18 protein-coding genes are annotated in these 21613 nt (G+C 63.5%); 4 read left to right on the top strand and 14 right to left on the bottom strand.

Annotated features, from left to right (window positions below; genetic code table 11):
- Nucleotides 1-434: 434 nt before the first annotated feature.
- From IMX18_RS19940 to IMX18_RS19930, 3 genes are all read left to right on the top strand, one after another.
- Nucleotides 435-932 (top strand): sigma-70 family RNA polymerase sigma factor, encoded by a 498-nt coding sequence (locus tag IMX18_RS19940; protein ID WP_015269028.1) that lies wholly within the window; start codon nt 435-437, stop codon nt 930-932.
- 20 nt (nt 933-952) lie between these two features.
- Nucleotides 953-1915, top strand: coding sequence for a FecR family protein (locus IMX18_RS19935; protein ID WP_217190030.1), 963 nt, complete (start codon nt 953-955; stop codon nt 1913-1915).
- Nucleotides 1916-2023: 108 nt separating this feature from the next.
- Nucleotides 2024-4453, top strand: a complete 2430-nt coding sequence (locus IMX18_RS19930; RefSeq protein WP_137137923.1) for a TonB-dependent siderophore receptor — start codon at nt 2024-2026, stop codon at nt 4451-4453.
- 191 nt (nt 4454-4644) lie between these two features.
- On the opposite strand, the gene IMX18_RS19925 is transcribed toward IMX18_RS19930, so the two are convergent.
- From IMX18_RS19925 to IMX18_RS19910, 4 genes are read right to left on the bottom strand one after another with little or no spacing between them, the layout of a single operon-like run.
- Entirely contained in the window at nt 4645-5802 is a 1158-nt protein-coding gene (locus IMX18_RS19925; protein WP_054573159.1) for an osmoprotectant ABC transporter ATP-binding protein OsmV, read from the bottom strand.
- The gene (locus IMX18_RS19920) at nt 5799-6452 is read right to left on the bottom strand and encodes an ABC transporter permease (protein WP_217190031.1); all 654 of its coding nucleotides are present in this window, start codon (nt 6450-6452) and stop codon (nt 5799-5801) included. Before IMX18_RS19920 ends, IMX18_RS19925 begins: the two co-directional genes overlap by 4 nt.
- Nucleotides 6449-7363, bottom strand: a complete 915-nt coding sequence (locus IMX18_RS19915; RefSeq protein WP_013971043.1) for a glycine betaine ABC transporter substrate-binding protein — start codon at nt 7361-7363, stop codon at nt 6449-6451. Before IMX18_RS19915 ends, IMX18_RS19920 begins: the two co-directional genes overlap by 4 nt.
- 13 nt (nt 7364-7376) lie before the next feature.
- Nucleotides 7377-8090 (bottom strand): ABC transporter permease, encoded by a 714-nt coding sequence (locus IMX18_RS19910; RefSeq protein ID WP_217190032.1) that lies wholly within the window; start codon nt 8088-8090, stop codon nt 7377-7379.
- 559 nt (nt 8091-8649) lie between these two features.
- Here IMX18_RS19910 and IMX18_RS19905 point away from each other — a divergent pair.
- Nucleotides 8650-10233 carry a peptide chain release factor 3 gene (locus tag IMX18_RS19905; protein WP_003257876.1) on the top strand — a complete coding sequence of 528 codons (1584 nt, stop codon included), beginning with the start codon at nt 8650-8652 and terminating at the stop codon, nt 10231-10233.
- 129 nt (nt 10234-10362) lie between these two features.
- Here the strand turns inward: IMX18_RS19905 and IMX18_RS19900 are convergent, their stop codons facing one another.
- The 10 genes from IMX18_RS19900 to IMX18_RS19855 all read right to left on the bottom strand — a co-directional run bounded on the left by IMX18_RS19900 (nt 10363) and on the right by IMX18_RS19855 (nt 21575).
- A complete protein-coding gene (locus IMX18_RS19900) occupies nt 10363-11442 on the bottom strand; it encodes a polyamine ABC transporter substrate-binding protein (RefSeq protein WP_015269034.1) in 1080 nt (359 codons plus the stop codon).
- Between the two features lie 52 nt (nt 11443-11494).
- The gene (locus IMX18_RS19895; protein WP_015269035.1) at nt 11495-11836 is read right to left on the bottom strand and encodes a cupin domain-containing protein; all 342 of its coding nucleotides are present in this window, start codon (nt 11834-11836) and stop codon (nt 11495-11497) included.
- A gap of 33 nt (nt 11837-11869) precedes the next feature.
- Entirely contained in the window at nt 11870-13276 is a 1407-nt protein-coding gene (locus tag IMX18_RS19890) for an NAD(P)/FAD-dependent oxidoreductase (protein WP_015269036.1), read from the bottom strand.
- A 64-nt stretch (nt 13277-13340) separates the two neighbouring features.
- Nucleotides 13341-14150: an AraC family transcriptional regulator gene (locus IMX18_RS19885; protein WP_085720770.1), complete on the bottom strand. Its 810-nt coding sequence runs from the start codon at nt 14148-14150 to the stop codon at nt 13341-13343.
- Between the two features lie 371 nt (nt 14151-14521).
- Nucleotides 14522-15490 (bottom strand): peptide ABC transporter ATP-binding protein, encoded by a 969-nt coding sequence (locus tag IMX18_RS19880; RefSeq protein WP_015269038.1) that lies wholly within the window; start codon nt 15488-15490, stop codon nt 14522-14524.
- Nucleotides 15490-16458, bottom strand: coding sequence for an ABC transporter ATP-binding protein (locus IMX18_RS19875; protein ID WP_054573153.1), 969 nt, complete (start codon nt 16456-16458; stop codon nt 15490-15492). The genes IMX18_RS19880 and IMX18_RS19875 overlap by 1 nt, the downstream gene beginning before the upstream one ends.
- 10 nt (nt 16459-16468) lie before the next feature.
- A complete protein-coding gene (locus IMX18_RS19870) occupies nt 16469-17395 on the bottom strand; it encodes an ABC transporter permease subunit (RefSeq protein ID WP_015269040.1) in 927 nt (308 codons plus the stop codon).
- A 10-nt stretch (nt 17396-17405) separates the two neighbouring features.
- On the bottom strand, nt 17406-18416 hold the full coding sequence (locus IMX18_RS19865; protein WP_012316108.1) for an ABC transporter permease subunit: 1011 nt from the start codon (nt 18414-18416) through the stop codon (nt 17406-17408).
- 91 nt (nt 18417-18507) lie between these two features.
- Nucleotides 18508-20118, bottom strand: a complete 1611-nt coding sequence (locus IMX18_RS19860; RefSeq protein ID WP_170976269.1) for an ABC transporter substrate-binding protein — start codon at nt 20116-20118, stop codon at nt 18508-18510.
- Nucleotides 20119-20195: 77 nt separating this feature from the next.
- A complete protein-coding gene (locus IMX18_RS19855) occupies nt 20196-21575 on the bottom strand; it encodes an OprD family porin (protein ID WP_096009916.1) in 1380 nt (459 codons plus the stop codon).
- Between the last annotated feature and the right edge of the window lie 38 nt (nt 21576-21613).

Here is a 21613-nt window from a genome sequence, read left to right as displayed (position 1 = left end):
ATCCCCACTTTGGTTCGCCTACTCAGTACTTGAGCCGGATGGATCGTTTCCAGCATGGACGTTCGGCGCGCACTTTAGGGCGTGAAGAATGCAGAATCAACAGGCAATCCGGGCGTGATCGGCGCGGATCGACGACCTGCCATTTGAATAACCGACCCATGTGACCGGCTGATGTTCCCCGGAGTGTTTCAAGCGTAAAAAATAGTGGAATGGAACGCGCTGGCTCCTTCGCGGGCACGCCCGCTCCCACAGGCATCTCGCGGTTCCTGTGGGAGCGGGCGTGCCCGCGAAGGGGCCTCAGGTGTTCATATTTATGGCCACATTTCCCTGGCACTGCCGTGCATGAAAAAGACGATAAATTTTTTGTTACCGACTGGCGGAATTGCCGCCATTGATGAGAAACATTACTATTCGCACCCTTGTCTGCCTCCCTGATGACCCCGACCGTGTCCGGACCCAAAGGCTTCCTCGACCACTACCATGAGCTGATCGGCACCTGGACGCGCAAGTTGCGCAGTCGACAGCAGGCCGAGGACCTCACCCACGATGCCTTTGTCCGGGTACTGGAAAACCCGCGCGAGCAGGTCGAGCAGCCACGCGCCTACCTGCACCAGACCGCACGCAATATTGCCGTGGATGGCTTCCGTCGCGAGGACCGCCGCCAGGCACTGGAGCTGGAAGCCTTCGACGAAGGCATGGCCGTCGGTGGCGACCCCGAGGCCTACGTGCATGCGCTGGAGCTGGCCGACAGTGTCGAGCGGGCGCTGGCCGAACTGCCGCTCAATTGCCGACAGGTGTTCATCTGGCAGAAGCTTGAAGGGCTGACCCAGGCCGAGATCGCCGAGCGCATGGGGTTGAGCAAGAACATGGTCGAAAAGTATATGATCCGCACGCTCCGGCATCTGCGTGAGCACCTGGATGTGTCGGCATGATGAGTCAGGAGACCTTTTCGATGAAACAGCACGGTACCGATACCGTCCGCGAGCAGGCGGCCGCGTGGTTCGCCCGGGTGCAGGATGCGCCTCGCGATGCCGGGCTGCAGGCGCAGCTGCACGCCTGGCTGGAAGGTGATGCACGGCACCGTGATGAGTACCAGCAGCTCGCCCGCCTGTGGCAGGCCACCGACTTCATCCCGCGCCAGCGCCTGGAAGCGCTGTGCCAGCCGGCACCGGTACGCCAGTTGCCACGTCGGCGCTTCGTGCGCCAGGCCTTGGCCGCCAGCGTGGCCGCACTGGCGTTGGGCCTGGGCTGGGGCGGCTGGCACTACCAGCAACTGAATCACCAGGGCAGCTTGCAGACTGCCTTCAACGAACGCCGCCAGGTCGAACTGCCGGATGGTTCGCACCTTGAGCTCAACGGCAGCACGCAAGTGCAGGTCGCTTTCAGCGCCGGCCAGCGGCATGTCCGGCTGATGGCGGGTGAAGTGATGTTCACCGTCGCCCACGACAGTGGCAGGCCGTTCGTGGTCGACACCGCCCAGGGCAGCGTGACTGTCACCGGTACCCGTTTCGACGTCCGCCTGGACCCGGCCAGCACCCGCGTGGCGGTGGAGCAGGGCTCGGTGCGTGTGCAGGGCAAGGGCGCCTCGCTGGCGCAGCTCACGGCGGGCCAGGGCTCGCATATAGATGAACAAGGCCAGGTGGCTGCGCCCTATGCGGTGAATACCGGCGCCCTGACTGCCTGGCGCCAAGGCAGGCTGGTGTTCGACAACGCCACCCTGGCCGAGGTGGTGGCCGAAGCCTCGCGCTACCGCAGCCAGCCGCTGCGGGTCGCCCCCGGCAAAGTCGCCCAGCTGCGGCTGTCCAGCACCTTCAGCACCGACGACACCGATGCGCTGCTGCGTGCCTTGCCGAGCATCCTGCCGGTGGCCGTCAAGGCCAACGAAGATGGCTCGCGCGAAATAATCGCGAAATAGATTCAGGTTTTTTTCCGCTCGTTCGTCTTCCCCGCCAGCTGCAACTGCCAAGCATTTCCATTTGCATGCGGTTGGCGTTTATTCCGTATTCCAGGAAGTTTCGACGACGTGAACAACAACAAGCCCTTCCCACGCTTCCGCGCCCTGGCGCTGGCCTTGGCGGTCAGCGCCGTGGCCGTCAACAGCCAGGCCGCAGACGCCGGCAGCACTATCCAGATTCAGGCCCAATCCTTGGCATCGGCGCTGAACCAACTGGGCCAGCAGACCAACCTGCAGCTGTTCTTCAGCCCCGACCTGGTGGCCGGCAAGCAGGCCCCGGCGGTGTCCGGCCAGCTGGCGCCCGAGCAGGCGCTGCAGCAGTTGTTGCAAGGCAGCGGCCTGACCTACGAGATGTTCCAGGGCACCGTGGTGGTCAAGCCGGCCCAGGCCGATGGCACCCTCACCACCGGTAGCCTGGAGCTGGCACCCACCGACGTCAAGGTGGTGGGTGACTGGCTGGGCGATGCCCAGCAGAGCGTGGTGCAGAACCACCCCGGCGCGCGCACCGTGGTGCGCCGCGAGGCGATGGTGGAAAAGGGCGCAATGAACGTGCGTGACGTGCTGCGCGGCATCCCCGGCGTTCAGGTGCAGGACTCCAACGGTACCGGCGGTAGCGACCTGTCGCTGAACGTGGGCGTTCGCGGCCTGACTTCGCGCCTGTCGCCACGCTCCACGGTGCTGATCGACGGCATTCCGGCCGCTTTCGCGCCCTATGGCCAGCCGCAGCTGTCGATGGCGCCGATTTCCTCGGGCAACCTCGACAGCATCGACGTGGTGCGTGGCGCCGGTTCCGTGCGTTATGGCCCGCAGAACGTCGGTGGGGTGATCAACTTCGTTACCCGGGCAATCCCCGAGAAGCCCTCGGCCGAGCTGTCCACCACCCTGGAAACCTCCCAGCATGGCGGCTGGAAGCACACCGAGTCGGCCTTCGTCGGCGGTACGGCGGACAACGGCATGGGCGTGGCGCTGCTGTACACCGGGGTGAATGGCAACGGCTACCGTGAAAGCAACAATGGCAACGACATCGACGACGTCATCCTCAAGACCCACTGGGCACCGACCGACGTTGACGAGTTCTGGCTCAACTTCCACTACTACGACGGCCGTGCCGACATGCCTGGCGGCCTGACCCAGGCGCAGTACGACAGCAACCCGTACCAGTCGCTGCGCGACTACGACTACTTCGCCGGCCGGCGCAAGGACGTGTCGTTCAAGTGGCAGCGGCAGCTCGACGACGCCACCCAGTTCGAAGTGCTGACCTACTACACCGACAGCTTCCGCGGCAGCTCCATTGCCTCGCGCGACATGAAGACCCTGTCGTCGTACCCGCGCAACTACCACACCTTTGCCATCGAACCACGGCTGTCGCGGATCTTTTTCGCGGGCCCGACCACCCAGGAAGTCAGCGTGGGCTACCGCTACCTGAAGGAAGCGATGCGTGAGCAATCGACCCGCCTGGCGCTGATCGACAACGTGCCGACGCCCGCCCCGGGCTCCGACGGCCATGTGTTCCAGGACCGCAGCGGTGGTACCGAGGCCAGTGCCTACTACATCGACGACAAGATCGACGTGGGTAACTGGACCATCACCCCAGGTATCCGCTTCGAGCATATCAACACCGACTGGCGCGACCGCCCGGTGCTCGGTGCCAACGGCCAGCCGGTACCGGAGAAGAAGCGCAGCATCACCAGCAACGAGCCGCTGCCGGCGCTGAGCGTGATGTACCACATCTCCGATGCGTGGAAGGTGTTCGCCAACTACGAGACCTCGTTCGGCAGCCTGCAGTACTTCCAGCTGGGCCAGGGTGGTACGGGCAACAGTACGGCCAATGGCCTGGAGCCGGAAAAGGCCAAGACCTACGAAATCGGTACCCGCTATGACAATGGCGGCTTTGCTGGTGAGCTGACGGCGTTCTACATCGACTTCGATGACGAACTGCAGTACATCAGCAACGATGTGGGCTGGACCAACCTCGGTGCGACCAAGCACCAGGGTATCGAGGCCTCGGTGCGCTATGACCTGGACGGTCTGGACCCGCGCCTGGAAGGGCTGTCGGTGAGCGGCGGCTACACCTATACCCGCGCTACTTATGAAGGGGACATCCCTGGCTTCGAGGGCCGTGACCTGCCGTTCTATTCACGCCAGGTGGCCACTGCCGGCGTGCGTTACGCGGTCAATCACTGGACCTGGAACCTGGATGCCTACGCCCAATCCAAGCAGCGCGCGCCGGGTACCGGGATCAATGCCGATGGCAGCTTCAACGGCGACTACATCACCGAGCCGAGTGCGGACGGGCAGTTTGGCGATATCCCGGGTTATGTGACCTGGCATGCCCGTGGCGGGTATGAGTTCGGGCCCCAGATGTCCAACCTGAAGCTGGCGGCGGGGGTGAAGAACCTGTTCGACAAGCAGTACTTCACCCGCTCCAGCGACAACAATGCCGGCATCTATGTGGGTGAGCCACGGACCTTTTACGTGCAGGCCAGTGTAGGGTTCTGACACCGCGTCGCCTGCTTCGCGGGTTTACCCGCGAAGAGGCCGGCACAGGCAATCCATTACTTGGGTTTTGAGCCGAGATTGCCGGGGCCGCTTTGCGGCCCATCGCGACACAAGGCCGCTCCTACAGAGGAGCGCGATCTGCTGTAGGAGCGGCCTTGTGTCGCGAAAGGGGCGCAGCGCGCCCCCGGCGATTACGAAACCACCGCCTCGGCCGGCGAGACAATGCTGGTCTTGGCCCCCCGCGAGCGCCCCGAACTCAGGTAAGCCGCAATCGACTCCTGCGTCACCTCGCCCAGGAACACCTGTTCGGCATCCAGCACCGGCAGCCACGCCCGGTTGAACTCGTACATCCGCGACAGCAGGATGCGCAAATGCTCATCATGCGACGCCGTGGCATTGAACGGCCGCAGGAAGTCGCCACAAGTCCCTTGCTGGCGATGCATGTCACGCCGGCGCACGTAGCCCAGTGCCTTGTTCTGCGCATCGGTCACCACCACGTAACGGCGGTCGTGCTCGTCCAGCAGCTCGAGTGCATCGCTCACCGGCGTCTGCGGGCTCACCGATGGCGCGTTGTCCGCCGCATCCTCCGCACGTACCAGCAGCAGGCGCTTGAGGGTGCTGTCCTGGCCGACGAAGTTGCTGACGAACTCGTCCGCCGGGTGCGCCAGCAAGGTGTCCGGGTGGTCCAGCTGCAACAGCTTGCCGGCGCGGAAGATGGCGATCTTGTCGCCCAGCTTGATCGCTTCGTCGATGTCGTGGCTGACCATGATCACGGTCTTGTTCAAGGCCCGCTGCATCTCGAAGAACTCGTTCTGGATCATCTCGCGGTTGATCGGGTCGACCGCGCCGAACGGCTCGTCCATCAGCAGCACCGGCGCTTCCGCCGCCAAGGCGCGGATCACGCCGATACGCTGCTGCTGCCCGCCGGACAGCTCGCGCGGGTAGCGCTGCAGGTACTGCTTGGGCTCCAGCTTGATCATGTGCATCAGCTCGCGGGCGCGTTCATGGCACTTCTGTTTGTCCCAGCCGAGCAGGCGCGGCACCACGGTGATGTTCTCCTCGATGGTCATGTTAGGGAACAGGCCGATCTGCTGGATGACATAGCCGATATGCCGGCGCAGGGTGACTTCGTCCAGCCCGGTGGTGTCTTCGCCATTGATGAATACCTGGCCGGAAGTGGGCGTGATCAGGCGGTTGATCATTTTCAGGGTAGTGCTCTTGCCGCAGCCCGAGGGGCCGAGGAACACGCAGATTTCCCCTTCGTTGACGGTGAGGCTTACCGAGTCGACGGCTTTGACGTCCTTGCCGTTGACGTTGAAGGTTTTGCTGAGGTTCTTCAGTTCGATCATGAGCGCAGTCCTTCTGGAGTCAGGGCACGTTGCAGGGTTTGCAGGAGCAGGTCGGCGATGATCGCCAGCAGGCTGACCAGCACGGCGCCGACCAGCAGCATCGACATGTCGCTGCGGCTGATGGAGGTGAGGATGAGTACGCCAAGGCCGCCGGCGCCGATGGTGGCGGCGATGGTCATCACGCCGATGTTCATCACCACGGCGGTGCGCACACCGGCGAGGATCACCGGCACTGCGATGGGCAGTTCGACCATGCGCAGGCGCTGGCCGAAGGTCATGCCGATGCCACGCGCGGCTTCACGGATGCCGGGTTCGACGTTGGTCAAAGCCAGGTAGGTGTTGCGCATGATCGGCAGCAGTGAGTAGAGGAACACCGCAGTGATCGCCGGCAGCGGCCCCAGGCCCTGGCCGAACCTGGAGTAGAACGGCAGCAGCAGGCCGAACAGGGCGATCGAGGGAATGGTCAGCAACACCGTGGCACTGGCCTGCAATGGGCCGGCGACGGCCGGGAAGCGGGTCATGAGGATGCCCAGCGGTACGCCGACGATGATCGCCAGGCCCACGGCGACGCCGACCAGCATGATGTGTTGCCAGGTCAGCTGCAGTACCTGGGCCCAGTCGAGGTGGGCGAACGTTTCGAGCAGGCTCATGGTTGTACCTCGCCAGGCATTGGGTGGTCACGCAGGAAGGCGGCGGCCACCTTGGTCGGGTTCTGGTGTTCGACGTCGACCTTGGCATTGAGCTGGCGCATGGTTTCGTCATCCAGTTGCTCGGCCAGAGGCTTGAGCAGGCCGGCCAGTTGCGGGTTGGCGTCGAGCACCTGTTTGCGCACCACCGGGGCGGCGGTGTAGTCGGGGAAGTAGTGCTTGTCGTCTTCCAGCAGCTTGAGGTTGAACGCGTTCAAGCGACCATCGGTGGTGTACACAAGGCCGGCGAACACCTGGTTGTTGTGCATGGCGGTGTAGACCAGGCCGGCATCCATCTGGCGGATGTTGGCGCGGCCCACTTGCAGGTCGTACATCGCTTTCAGGCCTACCAGGCCGTCCGGGCGGTTGGCGAACTCGGTGTCCAGCGCCACCAGGTGGTTGCGGTGGCTTTCGTCACGTAGTACCTGGTTGAGGTCGCTGATCGAGTTGATCTGCGGATAAGCCTCGGCGACCTGCTTGGGCAGGCCCAGCGCATAGGTGTTGCTGAACTTCGACGGGGTCAGCCAGATCAGGTCCTTCTTCGCGTCCAGTGCCTTGACCTTGGCGTAGGTGGCCTCGGCACTGGGCATGCGCTCGTCGATATGGTTGTACGACACCAGTGACACGCCGGTGTATTCCCACATCAGGTCGAGCTGGCCGGTTTCCTGGGCCTGGCGTGCGATGTTGCTGCCAAGGCCGCTGGTGACGCGCACATCAAAACCGTTGGCGCGCAGGTATTGCGCGGTGATTTCGGCAAGTACGGTCTGTTCGGTGAACACCCGCGCGCCGATACGGACAAGTGGTTTTTCCGCTGCCTGGGCAAATCCTGCGAACAGCAGGGTCGCGCCCAACAACAAGGCGATTCTCTTGTTCATATGTTCCCTCTCGTTATCCAGCCAGGCCACGTTCCAGCCAGCGCTTGCTGGAGAAACTCACCGCTGCGTCCAGCGCCAGCGCCAGTAGTGCGGTGCAGGCAGCCCCCAGCAGCAGTTGTGGCTGGTTGTTCAGGGCGATGCCGGGGAAGATCAGGCTGCCCAGGCTGTTGGCGCCAATCAGGAACGCCAGCGGTGCGGTGCCGACGTTCAGCGCCAGGGCCACACGCACGCCACCAACGATGATTGGCACGGCGTTGGGCAGCTCCACCTGCCAGAGTTGCTGGCGCGGAGTCATGCCGATGCCGGTGGCGGCTTCCTTGAGCGAGGCGGGGACGTTTTTCAGGCCCTCGTAGGTGTTGCGCACGATGGGCAGGAGGGAGGCGAGGAACAGCGCGAAGATCGCGGGCCCGGCGCCGATGCCCAGGATACTCAGGGCGATGGCCAGAACGGCCAGGGGAGGGATGGTGTTACCAACGTTGAAGAACTGCATGAAGCGTTCGGCTTTGTCGACCCGGTGCGGTCGACTTAACGCAATGCCGGCGGGGATGCCCACGGCCAGCGCCCCCGCCATCGAAGCCAGCACCAGTACCAGGTGCGCTTGCAGGTAGAACCCAAGATCGTCGCGATACCGCGCGATCGTGTCGATGCCGATCCAGTGGACCAGCAGGGCCAGGATGACGAGCACGGAGGCCCATCCCAACAGCCCTTTTCCGTAGCGTTTTGCCACAGGCGGACTCCTTGTGTAGTCGGCGAGCACACTTCTTGGTTGCCGACCAGTCCTGGCGGCGGGTGGTGTGTTCGCGAGTAGCAGCGTGACGCACGCCGAAGGCTGCGATCAGGCTATGAGCCGAACCCCGTCGGGCCCGAAAATGCTGATGAAAAAAGCTCCCCAACCGAAGCGGGTTGCAGGGGAGTGGACGTCTCCGTGGGCGTAAAGGTTCCCATCTGAGGCGGCATTTGGCCAGCGTTAATCACTGGCTGGTTGGAAAATTGACGAGAGAAAGCAACGGGTTGGTGCGCTGTAGGCGTTGAAATAACTGCCCTTTGGCCATTTGTCGTGATAAAGCGGCTGGTTGTTGAATTTGTAATGGCAGTGCCGGCCTCTTCGCGGGCACGCCCGCTCCCACAGGGATCTCCACTGCTGTGCAGGCCTGTGCAGTACCTGTGGGAGCGGGCGTGCCCGCGAAAGGGCCGGAACAGGCACCGCCGGTTCAGCAAATTTTGGTCCCGGCCCAACTTCAGGTATGATATCGCCCCTTTTTAATCCCCCAGTCAGGCGATTTCCCATGACCAACCAGGCCGCCGAAGTCGCGAAGCGCCGCACTTTCGCAATCATTTCCCACCCCGACGCCGGTAAGACCACCATCACCGAGAAGCTGCTGCTGATGGGCAAGGCCATTGCCGTCGCCGGTACCGTGAAGTCGCGCAAGTCCGACCGCCACGCCACCTCCGACTGGATGGAAATGGAGAAGCAGCGCGGCATCTCCATCACCACCTCGGTGATGCAGTTCCCGTACCGCGAGCACATGATCAACCTGCTCGACACCCCCGGCCACGAAGACTTCTCGGAAGACACCTACCGCACCCTGACCGCGGTGGACTCGGCGCTGATGGTGCTCGACGGCGGTAAAGGTGTAGAGCCACGTACCATCGCCCTGATGGACGTGTGCCGCCTGCGCGACACGCCGATCGTCAGCTTCATCAACAAACTCGACCGCGACATCCGCGACCCTATCGAACTGCTCGACGAGATCGAAGCCGTGCTGAAGATCAAGGCCGCGCCGATCACCTGGCCGATCGGTTGCTACCGCGACTTCAAAGGCGTGTACCACCTGACCGGTGACTACATCGTGGTGTACACCCCGGGCCACGGCCACGAGCGCACCGAAGCCAAGATCATCCAGAAGCTGGATTCGGACGAAGCCCGTGCCCACCTGGGCGACCAGTACGATTCGTTCGTCGAACAGCTGGAGCTGGTGCAGGGCGCCTGCCACGAGTTCAACCAGGAAGAGTTCATCAACGGCCAGCTGACCCCGGTGTTCTTCGGTACCGCGCTGGGCAACTTCGGTGTCGACCATGTGCTTGACGCCGTCGTCGACTGGGCGCCGCGCCCGCTGGGCCGTGTGGCTCACGAGCGCACCGTGGAGCCTGTGGAAGAGAAGTTCACCGGTTTCGTGTTCAAGATCCAGGCGAACATGGACCCGAAACACCGCGACCGCATCGCCTTCATGCGCATCTGCTCGGGCAAGTACGAGAAGGGCATGAAGATGCGCCACGTGCGCATCAACAAGGACCTGCGCATCGGCGACGCGCTGACTTTCTTCTCCTCCGAGCGTGAGCAGCTGGAAGAGGCCTATGCCGGCGATATCATTGGCCTGCACAACCACGGCACCATCCAGATCGGCGACACCTTCACCGAAGGCGAGGCGCTGGGCTTCACCGGTATTCCGCACTTCGCTCCGGAGCTGTTCCGCCGCGTGCGCCTGAAGGACCCGCTGAAATCCAAGCAGCTGCGTCAGGGCCTGCAACAGCTGGCCGAAGAAGGTGCGACCCAGGTGTTCTTCCCTGAGCGCAGCAACGACATCATCCTCGGTGCAGTCGGTGTGCTGCAGTTCGACGTGGTCGCCAGCCGCCTGAAGGAAGAGTACAAGGTCGAGTGCGCCTACGAGCCGATCACCGTGTGGTCGGCCCGCTGGATCGGCTGTGACGACAAGAAGAAGCTCGAGGAATTCCAGAACAAGGCCATGGAGAACCTGGCCATCGACGGTGGCGGGCACCTGACCTACCTGGCGCCGACCCGCGTCAACCTGTCGCTGATGGAAGAGCGTTGGCCGGACATCAAGTTCCGCGCTACCCGCGAGCACCACTAAGTATTGAAATGGGGCTGCGTTGCAGCCCTTCGCGGGCACGCCCGCTCCCACAGGGAATCACTACACCTGAAGGTTACGCGATACCTGTGGGAGCGGGCGTGCCCGCGAAGGGCCGCAAAGCGGCCCCATTCAGTTCCCGGCCTTGATACTGGTCCAGATCCGCGTGCGAATACGGTCGATCTTGGCCGGCATCGCCTCCAGCGCATACAGCTTGCCCATTACTTCCTCGCTCGGGTAAATCATCGTATTACCCTTCATCGCCGGATCCACCAGCCCGTCCGCCTTGAGGTTGCCGTTGGCGTATTGCACATGGTTGCTGATGTTGGCCATCACCTCTGGCTGCAGCAGGTAGTTCATGTAGGCATACCCGGCCTTTTCGTCCGGTGCATCGGCCGGCATGGCAACCATGTCGAACCACATCGGTGCGCCTTCCCTGGGTATCGAGTAGCCCACTTTCACCCCGTTCTTCGCCTCCTCGGCGCGGTTCTTCGCTTGCAGCACATCCCCCGAGAAGCCCACCACCACGCAGATGTCGCCATTGGCCAGGTCGCCGGTGTACTTCGAGGAGTGGAAGTAGCTGATATACGGTCGCACCTGCATCAGCAGCGCCTTGGCCTTGTCATAGTCCGCCGGGTCCTGGCTGTGGTGCGGCAGGCCCAGGTAGTGCAGGGCGATCGGTAGCAGTTCAGGGCCGTTGTCCAACACCGCGACGCCGCAGCTTTTCAGCTTGCTCATGTACTCGGGCTTGAAGATCAGGTCCCAGGAGTCCACCGGGGCATCGTCGCCCAGCACTGCCTTGACCTTGTCGATGTTGTAACCGATGCCGGTGCTGCCCCACAGGTATGGGAAACCGTACTGGTTACCCGGGTCGTTCACTTCGAGCGCCTTGAGCAGCACCGGGTTGAGGTTGTGCCAGTTGGGCAATTGCGACTTGTCCAGGCGCTTGAGGGCCTTGCCCTGGATTTGCCGGGCCATGAAATGGTTGGACGGAAACACCACGTCGTAGCCGGAGTTGCCGGTCATCAGCTTGCCGTCGAGGGTTTCGTTGCTGTCGTAAACGTCGTAGGTGGGCACGATACCGCTGGCTTGCTGGAAGTTCTTCAGTGTGTCGGGGGCAACGTAGCTGGACCAGTTGTAGATCTTCACCGTTTCGGCGGCGCCGGCCACGCTGGCGGCCAGCATCAGGGGGGCGAGAAGGAGCGTGCGCATGTCGGGGTTACCTTGCTTTGTGTGTTGTTATCGAAGGCAGGCGATCAGCGGATCAGAAGACAAGAACGTAGGTTTTGCGCACGGTCTCCTGGATGTCCCAGGTGCCAGTGCTGTTGGCCGGTAGCATCAGTGCGTCTCCGGCTTCTATGAGCAGGGGCTCGCCACCGTCGGGAGTGAAGGTGCAGCGGCCCTTGATGAAATGGCAGAACTCCTGCTGCACGATCTGCCGCCGCCAGCGCCCGGGGGTGCACTCCCAGATGCCGGTTTCGACGCCGTCGCTGCGTTCCACGCAGGTGACCGAAGTCACTGCAACGGGGTCGCCAAGCGGCACCGTGACCGGGTTGGAGCTGTCGAGCACGGCGCTGTCGGTGTTCTTGAAATGGGTGATGCTCATGACCGGTAAATCCTGTGTCAGTGAGGGGGAAAATCAGCGCATGAAGCCTTCCATGAAGTCCGCAAGATTGCTGGCAAGGCGCCGCCTCCAGGGCGCACTGGCGGGGTTGGCGAGGGTCCGGTCCTCGTGGACGAAGCTCTGGATGATCGCGTTGTAGCCCAGCCATCGGCAGGGCTCGGGTGGCCAGCTGGCCAGGCTTGAAAGCGGGCGGTTGTCGAGCACCCAGGGTTGCGCGGTCAGTTCGTTGTGCTGGTTGAGGATCAGCGCGGCCAGGGTGCGCCCGCCCAGGTTGGTGGCGCCGACGCCTTCGCCGCCGTAGCCGCCCGCCAGGGCGATGCCGCGTTGACGGTCGCAGAGCATGTGCGGGCGGAAGCGCCGCGCCATGCCCAGGTTGCCGCCCCAGGAATGGGTGATGCGTGCGTGCTTCAACTGTGGGAACAACTCGCTGAACAGGTAGCGGCGCAGCTCGATTTCCTGTTCGTCGAGGTTGAAGTTTTCGCGCAGGCGGCCACCGAAGCGGTAGCCGCCACGGGCGCCGAATACCAGGCGGTTGTCGGCGGTGCGCTGGCCGTAAGTGACCTGGCGGCTGCTCTCGCTGAACGCCTGGCCCTGGTTCAGGCCGATCTGTTGCCAGGTGGCCTCCGGCAGTGGTTCGGTGGCCACCAACAGGCTCTGTACCGGCAGCTGATGTTTACCCAGTGGCGGCAGGCTGACGGCATAGCCCTCCACGGCGGGTACCGTCCATTGGCAACGGATGCGCGCCAACGGGGTGCGCACCTCACCCGGCTGCCAGTCGATGGCTGGGGTGTTTTCGTAGATGGTTACGCCCAGCGCTTCTACCGCCCGGGCCAGGCCACGCGCCAGCTTGGCGGGTTGGATGGTTGCGGTGTGCGGGCTGTAGATGGCGCCATAGGCGTTGCTGACCCGCAACTGAGCGTCAAGCTGTTCGGGGCGCAGCCAGCGGTAGTCGTCCTCGGTCATGCCTTGGCGATAAAGGTCGTCTAGGTAGGCGCGCAGGCTGCGCTCCTGTTCCGGGTAGCGCGCGGCGCAGTAGAGCACGCCGCCTTTGCGGTAGTCGCAGTCGATGCTCTCGCGATGCAGTACGCGGTGTACTTCATCGGGAATGCCATGCAGCAGGTCGATGCTGGCGCGGCGTTGTTGCGGTGAAAGGGTGGCCAGCAGGCGGTCTTCGCCGAGCAGGTTGCCCATCAGCCAGCCGCCGTTGCGCCCCGAAGCGCCGAAGCCGGCGATGTTGGCGTCGATTACCGCGATGTTCAACTGTGGCGCCTGGCGCTTGAGGTAGTAGGCGGTCCACAGGCCGGTGTAGCCAGCGCCGATGATGCACACATCCGCGTCCAGGTCCTGACGCAGGGCCGGGCGGGCGCACAACGGCTCGTCGAGCTGGTCCATCCACAGGCTGAGCGTGCGCAGGGGTTGCATCGGGTTCGGCTCCACATCCGTCAAGGTCTGTGGGCGATCCTAGTGGTGTCGGCGGGCGGCTGTCCTACGTGCGTGCACGCAGGGAAATTTGCTTCAGGTACGCCTTGGGCGTAAGCCCGGTGTGTTCGCGGAAACACTTGTAGAACGCCGACAACGAGTTGAAACCGGCATTGAACGCCAGCTCGTCGATCGTGGCCTCGATGCTGTCGTTATCAAGGCTGGCCATCAGGTGCTGCAGGCGGGCCTGGTTGACGTAGCGGTAGAAGCTTTGCCCGAGCACCTGGTTGAGCAGGTAGGAGATCTGGTTGCGGCTGTAGCCGCTGGCGTCGGCCACCTGCTGCAGGTCCAGCTCCGGGTCCAGGTAGGGGCGCTGGCGCTGGAAGTAGTGTTCCAGGTCCTGGGCCATGGTCGACAACTGCCTCGGCGACAGGCCCAGGCGGCTGGTGGCCGGGCGTGGGCCACTGCTGGCGTGGCCGCTGCCATTGCGGCGGACCAGCGTGGCATATTCGTTGACCTGCCAGATCAGGCCGTCCTTGACGGTAATCGCCTCGCTGGACTGGAACGCCACCAGGCCGTCGCCGCCCTGGACCGTGACCTGGTACTGGATGAACGCGGTACAGCCGTCGACGCGGATGCGGTCGCTGTGCACGATATCTTCGCCGGCTTCATGGGGCAGGCAGGCGCGCACGTAGTCGCGCAGTTCCTGGTAGCCGAGCACGCGGTTCTGGAAAAAGTCGTGGTACTGAATGTCGGGGTGGTAGAGCGACATGACGCCGTCGAGGTCGCGGTGCTTCCAGCACAGGTGGTAGCGCAGCACGGTGTCGGCGGTGAGCGGGGTCTGCTCGGGGCCGTCGGGGAGGGTGGTGGCGGTCATGAGCCTGATAGTGCATTGCAGAACACCCAGCTGCAAGGGGGCGGATCCGGCATATTGCACGGTTTTGCCAAGCGGCTTGGGGCGTAAGCCGTTGATTTGGTTGAGAGTGATTTTTTGACAGGGATGGCATGGCGAGTGCACCGGTCTGTTCAACATCGAACAAGGAGAAAGGCCATGCGCTCGATACTGCTCTGGATGATTGGGGTGCCGATTCCGGTGATTATCCTGATCTGGTTCTTTATGCATTGAAATTATTGGGGCCGCTTTGCGGCCCATCGCGACACAAGGCCGCTCCTACAGGAGATCGTGGTCCCTTGTAGGAGCGGCCTTGTGTCGCGATGAGCTGCAAAGCAGCCCCGGCAATCTAAAGGCTAAAGAAACTGCTCGGCATAGTGACAAGCCACCTGCCGGGTACTCACCTGCCTGAGCGCCGGCACCTCCTTGGCACACCGCTCGGTCGCATACGGGCAGCGCTTGTGAAACGCACACCCCTCCGGCGGGTTCAGCGGGTTGGGCAACTCCCCGGCAATGCGGATCTTCGGCTTCAAAGGGTCCGGGTGAATCGCCGGCGTCGCCGACAGCAGCGCCTGGGTATATGGGTGCAACGGCCTTTCGTAGATATCTTCTTTCGGCCCCATCTCCGCCGGCCGGCCGAGGTACATCACCAGCACCTGATCGGCCACATGCCGCACCACCGCAAGGTTGTGCGAAATAAACACGTAGGCGGTGTTGAACTCATTCTGCAAGTCCATGAACAGGTTCAGCACCTGGGCCTGGATCGACACGTCCAGCGCCGAGGTCGGCTCGTCCGCCACCAGCACCTTGGGCTGCAGCATCATTGCCCGGGCCAGGGCAATACGTTGGCGCTGGCCACCGGAGAACATGTGCGGGTAACGCTGGTAATGCTCGGGGCGCAGGCCGACCTGTTCCATCATCTTCTGCACCTTTTCTCGCCGCTCGGCCTTGCTCAGCGAGGTGTTGATCAGCAGCGGCTCGGCCAGCTGGTCACCAATCTTCTGCCGTGGGTTGAGCGAGGCGTAGGGGCTCTGGAACACCATCTGCACATCGCGGCGCAGTTGCTTGCGCTCGCTCTTGCTGGCGCCTTTCACTTCGGTGCCGGCAATTTGCAGCGAGCCGGACGACGGCTCTTCGATCAGAGTCAGGGCGCGGGCCAGGGTCGACTTGCCGCAGCCGGATTCGCCGACCACGGCCAGGGTCTTGCCGGCCTCCAGTTCGAACGACACGCCATTCAGCGCGCGGACCAGGGCGTGCCCCTTGAACAGCCCACGGGAGACTTCGTAATGCCGGGTCAGCTCCCGGGCGGATAGAACGACGGCCATCACGCCACCTCCTGGTTCAGCGGGTAGAAGCAACGCACCAGGCCATGGGCCTGGGGATCGAGGGGCGGGCGCTGGCGCCGGCAGTTGTCCTGCACGTACGGGCAGCGCGGTGACAGCAGGCAACCCACGGGGCGGTCGTAGCGGCCGGGGACGATGCCAGGCAGGGTGGCCAGGCGTTCGGCACCGATGCTGTGCTCGGGGATCGCCGCCAGCAACGCTTCGCTGTAGGGGTGGGCGGGCACGTCGAACAGCTCCGGCACCTGGCCCACTTCCACGGCCTGGCCGGCGTACATCACGCACACCCGCCTGGCCGTTTCGGCGACCACGGCGAGGTCGTGGGTGATCAGGATGAGCGCCATGTTGCGCTCCTTCTGCAGGTTGACCAGCAGCTCCATGATCTGCGCCTGGATGGTCACGTCCAGCGCAGTGGTGGGTTCGTCGGCAATCAGCAGCTTGGGTTCGCCGGCAATCGCCATGGCAATCGCCACGCGCTGGCTCATGCCGCCGGACAGCTGGTGCGGGTAGGCGTCCAGGCGGCTTTCCGCAGCCGGGATCTCGACCTTCTTCAGCAGCTCCAGGGCACGCTGGCGCGCGGCCTTGCCCTTCAGGCCCAGGTGCTGGCGCAGCACTTCCTCGATCTGGTAACCCACGGTGTAGCTGGGGTTGAGCGCGGTCATCGGGTCCTGGAAAACCATGGCGATGTCCTTGCCCACTACCTTGCGTCGCTGGCGACCGCTGAGCTTGAGCATGTCGGTGCCGTCGAAGGTGAGCGAGTCGGCGGTGATGCGCCCGGGGGCGTCGATCAGGCCCATCAGGGCCATCATGGTCACGGACTTGCCCGAGCCGGATTCGCCGACGATGGCCAGGATCTCGCCGGCTTCCACCGTCAGGTCCAGGCCATCGACTACCGGTACCGCATTGGTGTCGCCGAAGCGCACGTTCAGGTTGTTGATCTGCAACAGTGACATGGCGTTCTCCTCAGGCGGCGTTCTTGAGTTTCGGGTCCAGCGCATCGCGCAGGCCGTCGCCCATCAGGTTGATTGCCAGCACACTGAGCAGAATGGTCAGGCCGGGCAGGCTCACCACCCACCAGGCGCGCTCGATGTAGTCACGGGCCGAAGCCAGCATGGTGCCCCACTCCGGGGTCGGCGGCTGTACGCCAAGGCCAAGGAAGCCCAGGGCGGCGGCGTCGAGGATGGCCGAGGAGAAGCTGAGGGTGGCCTGCACGATCAGCGGTGCCATGCAGTTGGGCAGCACGGTGACGAACATCAGCCGTGGCAGCCCGGCACCAGCCAGGCGTGCGGCGGTGACGTAGTCGCGGTTCAGCTCGCCCATCACGGCGGCGCGGGTCAGGCGCACGTAGGATGGCAACGACACGATGGCGATGGCGATCACGGTGTTGATCAGGCCTGGGCCGAGGATGGCGACGATGGCCACCGCCAGCAGCAGCGAGGGCAGGGCGAGCATCACGTCCATCAGGCGCATGATCGACGGGCCGAGCAGTTGCGGGAAGAAACCGGCCAGCAGGCCCAGCAGGATGCCAGGGATCAGCGACATCACCACCGACGACAGGCCGATCAGCAGCGAAAGCCGTGCGCCCTGGATCAGCCGCGAAAGCAGGTCGCGGCCCAGTTCGTCGGTGCCGAGGATGAACTGCCAGCTGCCACCTTCGAGCCACACCGGTGGGGTCAGCAGGAATTCGCGGTACTGCTCGCTCGGGTCGTGCGGGGCGACCCACGGCGCGAACAGCGCGCAGAACACTACCAGGCACATGAAGGCCAGGCCCATCACCGCGCCTTTGTTGCGGGCGAAGGCTTGCCAGAATTCTTTGTATGGCGAGGGGTAGAGCAGGCTCTGGTCCACCGGGCTGGCCGGCGTGACGGATTTCGGAATCGGGCTAGTCATGGCGAAGGCCTCAGCGCTGATGACGGATGCGTGGGTTGGCCAGGCCGTAGAGGATATCCACGACGAAGTTGACCAGGATCACCAGGCAGGCGATCAACAGGATGCCGTTCTGGACCACGGGGTAGTCACGGGCACCGATGGCTTCGATCAGCCACTTGCCGATGCCCGGCCAGGAAAAGATGGTTTCGGTCAGCACCGCACCGGCCAGCAACGTACCGACCTGCAGGCCGAATACGGTCAGTACCGGGATCAGCGCGTTGCGCAGGCCGTGCACGAACACCACGCGGGCCGGCGACAGGCCTTTGGCGCGGGCGGTGCGGATGTAGTCCTCGCGCAGCACTTCGAGCATCGACGAGCGGGTCATGCGGGCAATCACCGCCAGCGGGATGGTGCCGAGCACGATGGCCGGCAGGATCAGGTGCATCACCGCGTCCTTGAACGCACCTTCCTCGTCGCTGAGCAGGGTGTCGATGAGCATGAAGCCGGTCTTCGGCTCGATGTCGTAGAGCAGGTCGATGCGCCCGGACACCGGGGTCCAGCCCAGGCTTACCGAGAAGAACATGATCAGGATCAGGCCCCACCAGAAGATCGGCATCGAATAACCCGCCAGCGAAATGCCCATCACCCCGTGGTCGAACAGCGAACCGCGCTTGAGCGCGGCGATCACCCCGGCCAGCAGGCCGACGATGCCGGCGAACAACAGGGCGGCGAAGGCCAGTTCGAGTGTGGCCGGGAACAGGGTGAGGAACTCGCTCCAAACGCTCTCGCGGGTGCGCAGCGATTCACCGAGGTCACCCTGGGCCAGCTTGCCGACGTAGTCCAGGTACTGGACCGGCAGCGGCTTGTTCAACCCCAGGCGCTCCATGGCCTGGGCATGCATTTCGGGGTCGACCCTGCGCTCGCCCATCATCACTTCCACCGGGTCGCCGGGGATCAGGCGTATGAGCGCGAAGGTCAGCAAGGTGATACCGAAAAAGGTCGGTATCAGCAGGCCAAGGCGCCGGGCAATAAAGCTCAACATTGTCGGGGTTACCTCATCAGGCCGTGGGGCGATCAGCCCGCTACGGTGGTGCCGCCGGTTCCCGTGTGGGTTGCCGGCGGTCGTTGTTGTTCTACTTCACCTTGGTTGTGGCGAAGTTGTTGTTGGTCAGAGGGTTGATCACGTAGCCCTCCACGTTGTCACGCATGGCGGTGAACATCTTCGGATGGGCCATGCTGATCCAGGGTTGTTCGTCATCGTACACTTTCAATGCCTCGTTATAGAGCCTTGCACGCTCGTCGTTGTCGATCACTTCGCGGGCGCGGCTGATCAGCTCCTGGAACTTGGGGTTGCACCAGCGTGCATAGTTCTCGCCGCTTTTGGCGGCATCGCAACTGAGCAGCGGGCTGAGGAAATTGTCCGGGTCGCCGTTGTCGCCGGCCCAGCCGGTGGACACCAGGTCGGCCTCGCCCTTCTTGGCCCGGCGCAGCATTTCGGCCCACTCCATCACGCGGATGTCCAGCTTCAGTCCGATCTGCTTGAGGTCAGCCTGCAGCATCTCGGCAGACAAGCGCGGGTTGGGGTTGGTCGGGCCGCCGCCGTTGCGCGTGAACAGGGTGATTACCGTACCTTCGGGCACGCCCGCCTGCTTGAGCAGATCGCGCGCCTTGGCCAGGTCGCGGGGTGGGTTTCTGTTCTCGTTGTTGTAGCCGATCATGGTCGGCGGGTACGGGTTCACGCCGACCAATGCGTTGCCTTTGCCGAACAACTGGTCGACATGGGTCTGGCGGTCGAAGGCCATGTTGATGGCTTTGCGCACGCGAACGTCGCTCAGGTATTTGTGTTCGGTGTTCATCGAGATGTAACCGGTGACCAAGGCCTCGATCTCCTCGACCTTGAGTTTCGGGTCCTGCTTGATCGACGGCACGTCATCGGGCTTGGGATAGAGCGCTACCTGGCACTCGTTGGCGCGCAGTTTCTGCAGGCGCACATTGCTGTCGGTAGCGATGGCGAAGACCAGCGCATCGGCCGGTGGCTTGCCGCGGAAATAGTCCGGGTTGGGCTTGAAGCGAACCTGGGCATCCTTGTTGTAACGCTGGAAGATGAACGGGCCGGTGCCGATCGGCTTGCTGTTCAACTCGGCAGCCTTGCCAGCCTTGAGCAACTGGTCGCCGTATTCGGCGGAGTAGATCGAGGTGAAGCCCATGGCCATGTCGCGCAGGAACGGCGCTTCCGGTCGGGTAAGGGTAATCACCACGGTGTGCTCGTCGGCCTTGCTGACCGACTTGAGCAGGTCCTTAAAGCCCATGCTCTCGAAGTACGGGTATCCGACGCTGGTCTTGTCATGCCATGGATGGTTCGGATCGAGCTGGCGATTGAGGCTCCACAGGACGTCATCGGCGTTGAAGTCGCGGGTCGGCTTGAAGTAGTCGGTAGTGTGGAACTTCACGCCCTGGCGCAGATGGAAGGTGTAGGTCAGGCCATCGGCTGAAATGGCCCAACGCTCGGCCAGGGCCGGCTGTACTTCGGTGGTACCGGGCTTGAAGTCGACCAGGCGATTGAACACCGTCTCGGCCGAGGCATCGGCGGTGACCGCAGTGGTGTACTGGACGATGTCGAACCCTTCCGGGCTGGCTTCGGTGCACACCACCAATGGTTTGGCCGCCAGTTGCGTGGCACCGCCCAGAAGCAGTGCGGCCAGGGCCAGGCGCAGTGGCCGCGATTTCATGAAAGCTCTCTGCATGGGTTGAAACTCCCTGCTTGCATTGATTCCAGCGTAGCCGCCACGGCCCGCAGCGAAGCAGGCCGTGGCGCCGGCGGTCAGAGAATGTTGAATGGAATGGTGGTAACCACCCGGAACTCATCCAGGCTGCCATCGCCCTGGGCCTTGCTGGCGCGGTGCGCGGTGTAGGTGGCACGGATGCTGGTGTCTTTCAATGGCCCGCTCTGTACCGCGTAGCTGGTGCCGAAGCCCCACTCGTAGTGGGTTTCGCCATCCAGGCCGTTCACGTCGTAGGCGGTACCGCGGTAATGGGTACCATCGATGCCCCAGCCGCGGGCGTTGTACAGGTTGAACTTCAGGCCCGGCACGCCGTACGGCGCCATGTTCAGCACGTAGGAAATCTGCAGCGATTTCTCGTTGGGGCCGTTGAAGTCCGACAGCAGCGAGTTGGCCAGGTAGATGCCGTTGGTTTCGTGCAGGTAGTCGAAGTACTCGTTGCCGTTGACCTGCTGCCAGGAGGCGCTGAGGGTGTGGGCCTGATGGGTCAGGCCGAACGACAGGCTGTAGGTGTCGTTGTCGATATCGCCCATCTTCTTGCTGCCGGCGTCGACGGTCTTGTAGTAGTTCAGGCCGGTGCTCAGGCTTAGCACTGCACTATCACCGAGCACATGGTTGGCGCCGAAGTAGTACTGGCTCCAGAAGTCGTCGACCTTGGTGGCGTACAGGCTGGTGCTCAGGCTCTTGAACGGCTGGTAGTTGATGCCGGCGGTGCTGGCGCGGTCGGTCTCCACGCCAGTGGCGCTGTACTCGGTGCGGAACTTGCTGAGGCTCTGTTCGGTACGTGGCGAGACGCGGTCGAAGGTGCCCAGGTCGAAGCTCAGGTTGTCGAATTCGGCACTGTGCAGGAACGCGCCCTGGAAACTCGAGGGCAGGGCGCGGTTGCCGATGTAGGCGATCATCGGCGTGTCCACCGATTGGCGGCCGACGGTGAGCGTGGTGTTGGACACCCGCGCCTTGACGTTGGCCAGGCCCATCTTGCTCCACTGGCCGACCGGGTCGCCGTCGCTGTGGGTCAGGGTGCGGTTGTTGGGGCCGGCGACGTCCTCGCGGTTCTGCAGCAGGGCGATGGCATTGTAACCGGCGGCTTCGACGGCGAAGCCGACGGTGCCCTGGGTGAAACCGGAACTGTAGTTGAGGATGGTGCCCTGCACCCAGTTCTCGCGGCTGTGGGTGTCGTGGCGGGTGCCGTCGCTCTTGTAGTACTTCCACAGCGGGGCGCGTGCGGCGCGCTCGCGGGCATACCAGTTGCGGGTGCTGCCGGACAGGCTCTGGCCGTCGACGAAGCCGCTGGCCTGCTCCTGCTCGCTGCTGCCTTTGAGGGTGATGGGCACGTATTCCTGGCTTTGCGGGTCTGCCTGGGTCACGGTGGATAAGGCACTGATGGATAAAGCCAGTGCGGTCAAGGTGAATAGTCTCAAGGTTAAAGCTCCCTTTCTGTTCTTCTAGTTATTGCCTG

This window comes from Pseudomonas shirazica (assembly GCF_015168335.1).
Lineage (GTDB): Bacteria > Pseudomonadota > Gammaproteobacteria > Pseudomonadales > Pseudomonadaceae > Aquipseudomonas > Aquipseudomonas asiatica.
Note: the sequence above shows the minus strand (reverse complement) of the source record. Positions and strands in the feature narration are given on the sequence as shown.